We start from the raw sequence: 6,548 nt of genomic DNA on the forward strand, positions 1-6,548 counted from the left end.
TCTATAAAATGGAGGAATATATATGAAAAGAAAAATTTTAGCTATAGCTTCTGTAATTGCTTTAACGGCTCCTATCCAAAGTGTGGCATTTGCACATGAAGATACTCACCAAGATCCACCAATTGCTTTAAAATGGTCAGCGGAATCTGTACATAATGAGGGAGTAAGTTCTCATTTATGGATTGTAAACAGAGCAATTGATATTATGTCCCAAAATACGACTGTGGTGAAGCAAAATGAGACAGCTCTATTAAATGATTGGCGTACTAATTTGGAGGAAGGTATTTATTCTGCAGATTATAAAAACCCATACTATGATAATTCTACATTCGCTTCACACTTCTATGATCCTGATTCTGAAAAAACGTATATTCCATTTGCTAAACAAGCAAAGCAAACGGGAGCAAAGTATTTTAAATTAGCTGGTGAAGCTTATCAAAATAAAGATATGAAAAATGCATTCTTTTATTTAGGATTATCACTTCATTATTTAGGGGATGTCAACCAACCAATGCATGCAGCAAACTTTACTAACATTTCGCATCCATTTGGCTTCCACTCAAAATATGAAAACTTCGTTGATACAGTGAAAGATAATTATAGAGTGACAGATGGAAATGGCTATTGGAATTGGAAAAGTGCAAATCCAGAAGAGTGGGTTCATGAATCAGCAGCTGCAGCAAAAGCTGATTTCCCATCGATTGTTAATGATAATACGAAAAGTTGGTTCTTAAAAGCAGCGGTATCACAAGACTCTGCTGATAAATGGCGTGCTGAGGTAACACCGGTAACGGGAAAACGTTTAATCGAAGCACAGCGTATTACAGCTGGATATATCCATTTATGGTTTGATACGTACGTGAATAACAAATAACAAAATACACTTATACATGGCAAAAGTGGTTCTGTTGCAAAGTTTGAAAAAAGCATAAACAGGTTGATAAATGAGGAACAATGTTTAGGAAGTAGCTAGTAATTGTTGAAGCTCATTGTACGTTGAAAAGGCGGTGTCTCTTTGAAGACTTCGCCTTTGTTTATATAGGGCATGAATGGTTTCAATACCTTTTATCGTACGTGAAGCATGACGAGGATTTTGAAATCCTGCAGATTTGACAAAACGTCTCTTTACATGCCTATGATCAGTGGATTGTATTTTGATAAAATCCTTGTTTTCTTAATTTGTTAAATGCGCAAAGTAATGCCGGCGCCTTGAGGGTAGTGAGAACCGTTGGTTCTCCAAAATGTTTTAGGGTGTTTTTACCCATCCCCCCGAAAAGGGAGAATAAGGGAAAAGTACACTCTATTCCTTTTCAAGTGAATCTTCTTGTACCAACCTGGGGTTCAGTCGAGATACGTGTAAAACTAGGTCATGGTAATACATTTTTTACTAAATGTTGTTTTTCAGTGATATTTGTAACATAAACGTTCGTTTTTATTATGTTTTGTATTTGAAAATATGAAATATCCTAATCGTTGAACTGGCTGTAACAAAATACTGTATCAAAAATAATTTGTAACATTATTAGTAAAACACCTTTTGTTACACTTCAATCTGGTAATGGAAATAAAATATAGGCTATGACCCGAAATTACATGTATCTCGGCTGAACCCCATGTTAAAAAAATTAAACATCGCTTTTTCGACATAATTAGACAAAACGTTCCATCTTAATATGTTATTTTATTAATTATGCGAGGTGAAAAGTATGCAAGATAAAGAAGAAATGATAGCGCTTGCGTTAAAGGAAGGGGGAATTATACCAGGTATAGCATTATGTTGTGAAGGTCATGAAGAGGAAAAAGGACAGACTATTTCTGACCTACCATTCGAGTATTAATTATATACCATCTATTCCTAGTACTATCAAATTAATGAAAATTAGGGGATTTAACCAAATGATACAAACTACATGCTTAGAAAGATGAAAAGATATGCAATATTGCATGATACATTGTTTTACCTAGATAAAATGTTATTCTTTTGGATGGATTAGATGAACGGAGGAAATGTTATGAACAAGAAATCAAAATTTACTCAAATGATGCTCGGTATTAGTACAGTGGCCTTATCATTTGGAAGTATTCAAACACAAGTATCAGCGGAAGAAAAAACACCTTATAATGTGTTACAAGTGAAACCAACTGGGATAGAAACTTCAAAAGATGAACTTGCACATTCTACAAAAGCAGACGAAACATTGTCTTATGAACAACGTTTAAAAGTGAACGATTTTTCACAACGTCCAGCTCCAGCCGTGAAACAAGCGGCGCCAAAACAATATCAGCAAAAGTATTCTTTGGTAGAGCTGAATAAAATGAGTAATGACGAATTAATTGATACGCTGGCAAATGTTAGTTGGGGTCAAATCTCAGATTTAGGTCAATTTAATCAAGAAACAAAAGCGTTTTATCAAAATAAAGAGCGAATACAGGCTATTATTGATGAATTAGGTCGCCGCGGAAGCACATTTACAAAAGATGATGCAAAAGGGATTGAGACGTTTGTTGAAGTATTATATTGCGGCATGTATTTAGGCTTTAATAATAAAGAGTTAGACTATTTAAATGAGCGAAGTTTCCATGATAAATGTTTACCTGCATTAAAAGAGATTGCAAAAAATCCGAATTTTAAACTTGGTACAGATAAACAGGATGCAGTGGTATTTGCATACGGTAAATTAATTAGCAACGCTTCTTGTGATGCTGAAACCGTTCAATATGCGGCGAATATATTAAAACAATATAACGATAATATTTCTACATATATAAATGACAAGAAGAAAGGGGACGCCGTGTATAATCTCTTACAAGGGATTGATAACGATATGCAGTCGACAGGTAAAAAAGCGGATGAAACAATATGGTATGGGAAAATTGATAGTTTCATAAATGAAATAAGCCGAATGGCTCTTCTGAGAAATGTAACAACAGAGAATAAATGGTTAATTAATAATGGTGTTTATTATACTGGTCGTTTAGGGAAATTCCATAGTAATCCAAATAAACCTTTAGAAGTACTTACACAAGCAATGGACATGTACCCGCGTTTAAGTGAAGCTTATTTTAATGCGGTAGAGCAAATTTCCACAAACTATGGTGGAAAAGATTATTATGGAAATACAGTAGATTTAAAGAAATTACGTGAAGAAGGGCAAAAGCAGTACTTACCAAAAACGTATACATTCGATGACGGTGCTATTGTATTTAAAACAGGAGATAAAGTAACGGAAGAAAAGGTTAAGAGATTATATTGGGCTGCTAAAGAAGTAAAGGCGCAGTATCATCGTGTAATTGGAAAAGATGGAGCGCTAGAACCAGGGAAAGCTGATGATGTACTGACAATGGTAATTTATAATAATCCAGATGAATATAAACGAAATAGCCAACTATATGGATATGACACGAATAATGGTGGAATTTATATTGAAGGAATCGGAACGTTCTTTACATTTGAGCGTACACCAGAGCAAAGTCGTTATAGTTTGGAAGAATTGTTCCGTCATGAATTTACACACTATTTACAGGGAAGATACGAAGTTCCAGGATCATGGGGACAAGGAGAAATGTATCGAAATGAACGATTGACTTGGTTTGAAGAAGGAAATGCAGAATTTTTTGCGGGATCTACTCGTACGAATAATGTTGTTCCACGCAAAAGCATAATTAGCGGATTATCATCGGATCCTGCGAAACGCTATACAGCAGAACGAACATTATTTTCGAAATATGGAGAAGGAGAAGGAAACGAAAAATGGGACTTTTATAATTATTCTTTTGCACTGCAGTCTTACTTATATACTCATCAATTTGAAACGTTCGATAAGATTCAAGATTTAATTCGCGCAAATGATGTGAAGGGTTATGATGCATATCGTGAAGATTTAAGTAAGGATCCAAATTTAAATAAAGGATACCAAGACTATATGAAGCAGTTAATTGATAATCAGGGTACATATAATACCCCACAAGTATCAGATGATTATTTAACTGAACATGCACCAAAATCACTAGCTGATGTAAAGAAAGATATTACAGGTGTAGCAAAAATAAAAGATGCAACGATTACAAAGCATAAGTCTCAATTTTTTGATACGTTTACATTAGAAGGGACATATACAGGCGGTGTAACAAAAGGAGAATCTGAGGATTGGAAAACGATGAGCAAAAAAATCAATCAATCTTTAGAACAGTTGGCACAAAAAGAATGGAGCGGCTACAAAACAGTTACAGCGTATTTTGTTAATTATCGTGTGAACTCGAACAATCAATTTGAGTACGATGTTGTATTCCATGGTGTTGCAACGGGAGAAGAAGAAAAACAGAAGATTAAAGTAAACATGAATGGACCCTACAATGAGATAGTAAATGAAAAAGTTGAGTTTCATAGCGATGGTACAGAAAGCACAGGTGGAAAAATTGTTTCTTATCTCTGGGATTTTGGGGATGGTACAACAAGTACAGAAGCAAACCCTACTCATGTATATGAAAAAGAGGGGACATATACTGCAAAGCTAACAGTGAAAGATAATAAAGGAAATATAGGACGAGGACAAACAGCGGTTACCGTAAAAAAAGATGAGCCAGCAGGTCATAACTATCAAAATGCAAAGGTAATTAGTTTTAATAAGCTTTCAAAAGGAAATATGGATCGTCCTAATATGGCGTATATGCATACATTCAATGTCACATCTCCAAAAGAAGTAGATATTTCTGTTATAGATGAACAGGGAATTGGGATAAACTGGGATGTGTATCATGAATCAGATCTGGGAAATCCTGTTATTACGGGTCAAGCGGATGGAAATAATATAAAAGGGAAATTTGAAGCGAAACCTGGGAAGTATTACTTAGTTTCATTTTTTGATCAGGAAAATAGAAAGGGAACATATTCATTATTAGTAAAATAAATTCGTTTAATTATATAACGATGAATCGTAATGAATAAGAGCCTTTTGCTATTCCTTGTTTATCTGTTTAACAAAGAATAATGTAATATTCGAGAAAAAATTAAATGAAATAAAAAAGAATCCCTTATGATTTCTGGGATTCTTTTTCTTGTTTAAAATTTGCTCACACAAATGATCTGCACATCAATTTATTTTTGATATACAGATCATTTGTATGATATTTTTTACATATAATTGCAATTTCAGAATAATGAACTTACATAAATGCTTTTAAAAGTTCTTGAACTAATGGGATTGCTCCACCTATAAACTTTAAAACTGCCATTGCGATTTCCATGTTATTTCCTCCTATTTTTTGAGTATTAAGATGTTGTAAATCTTTATACTCTTATTATAGTGAGTGTATAATATTATATCAATATATTCTCGCATACAATATTTCATATGATATAAGCTGGTTTTATTGCTATAATGGAAAAGGTAAATTCTCCAGCATTTTTCGATGTATCGAAAAGTTAATGAACATGAAAGTTCCAGTAGGTAAAAAGGGAAAAGAACGTTTATCATTCTTTTCCCTTTTTATTTTTCCTAAAAACGTATGTAAAGTCCGTATCTACCTTTACATACGTTTTTTATAACAAATATGACTTATTGTATTAACCACTCCATTAAAGAACACACTCTTATATTGTCACTACGCAACAATAGAGTGTGCCCTACGGGACACGTCGGCTTCGCCGATCACGGACAAGCCGTGCAAGAACAAAAAACTTTGGCTTCGCCCAAACCCACTGGGGAAGTCTTCCCCAGCCCCCATAACTATTTCTCCCTCAATTCATTTAATATACTAAACATTATCTTCTCCATTCACTGTAAACTTGACTTGAATTATTTTTCTGATACTATATTTCTTTATTCATGCAATCTTGCATAAAGTCTTGTATACACTCACTATCATTTGGTAGTCTAAAAAAGTAAAAACTATATGTTTTTTATTTCAAAAAACAATGTTTGTCGAGAGTAAATCATCTTAACTGTAATGACCAACTAAGGAATAGGGCAGAATCTGGATTCAGATTCTGCCCCTTTCTTTTTCACCTACAATCCAAGCCAAAAATAAAATAAAAAGAAGACCAAACCAGAAAAAACAATCTAGTTCGGCCTTCTTTTTATTTTAAATTCATTAATGATCGCTTTTTTCATATCACTATAAAATACCATTATCAACATTCCCAATATAGTTATAAAAATTCAAGAATCGAAAACTTCAAATCAAAATTATGATCATAAATGGATTTGGTCTTAATATCTGTTCAAATTTTTTAACTATTAACATTAGCACTATCTAAAAAAAGAATTTGTAGTCCTTCTACAAGTTCTTTTTTGTTTTAGGGAATAATTAATTTCCAATACATGTCTTAATGCCAAAACGTGATATTTCGTTGCCTCCCATATGCAATATTGCATATAAAAATACATTGATATAAATGTAAGCGCTTACTATAATGAAAATATAAAGATTCACCACATCTTAATACTCAAAAAAGAGGAGGAAATAACATGGAAATCGCAATGACAGTTTTAAAGTTTATAGGTGGAGCAATCCCATTCGTTCAAGAACTTCTAAAAACATTTATGTAA

General features: G+C 33.3%; 3 protein-coding genes and 2 pseudogenes. 3 read left to right on the plus strand and 2 right to left on the minus strand.

What is annotated here, in order from left to right; genetic code table 11:
- Window positions 1-22 precede the first annotated feature (22 nt).
- Window positions 23-874 carry a phospholipase C gene (locus tag U860_RS0125645; RefSeq protein WP_025150765.1) on the plus strand — a complete coding sequence of 284 codons (852 nt, stop codon included), beginning with the start codon at window positions 23-25 and terminating at the stop codon, window positions 872-874.
- 84 nt (window positions 875-958) lie between these two features.
- Here U860_RS0125645 and U860_RS36070 read toward each other — a convergent pair.
- Window positions 959-1,247: pseudogene (locus U860_RS36070) on the minus strand (DDE-type integrase/transposase/recombinase); the annotation flags it as partial.
- Between the two features lie 459 nt (window positions 1,248-1,706).
- Between U860_RS36070 and U860_RS36925 the strand changes: the two are divergent.
- Window positions 1,707-1,838, plus strand: a complete 132-nt coding sequence (locus tag U860_RS36925; protein ID WP_275887068.1) for a hypothetical protein — start codon at window positions 1,707-1,709, stop codon at window positions 1,836-1,838.
- 174 nt (window positions 1,839-2,012) lie between these two features.
- A complete protein-coding gene (colA, locus tag U860_RS0125655; RefSeq protein ID WP_025150766.1) occupies window positions 2,013-4,907 on the plus strand; it encodes a collagenase ColA in 2,895 nt (964 codons plus the stop codon).
- Between the two features lie 256 nt (window positions 4,908-5,163).
- Here colA and U860_RS37050 read toward each other — a convergent pair.
- Window positions 5,164-5,351: pseudogene (locus U860_RS37050) on the minus strand (hypothetical protein).
- Between the last annotated feature and the right edge of the window lie 1,197 nt (window positions 5,352-6,548).

The sequence above is a fragment of the Bacillus sp. H1a genome, assembly GCF_000633475.1.
Lineage (GTDB): Bacteria > Bacillota > Bacilli > Bacillales > Bacillaceae_G > Bacillus_A > Bacillus_A paramycoides.

What these genes read in the sequence shown, in the direction of transcription:
- U860_RS0125645 (WP_025150765.1), top strand. Translation starts at nt 23, where the DNA reads ATGAAAAGAAAAATTTTAGCTATAGCTTCTGTAATTGCTTTAACGGCT.
- U860_RS36925 (WP_275887068.1), top strand. Translation starts at nt 1,707, where the DNA reads ATGCAAGATAAAGAAGAAATGATAGCGCTTGCGTTAAAGGAAGGGGGA.
- colA (WP_025150766.1), top strand. Translation starts at nt 2,013, where the DNA reads ATGAACAAGAAATCAAAATTTACTCAAATGATGCTCGGTATTAGTACA.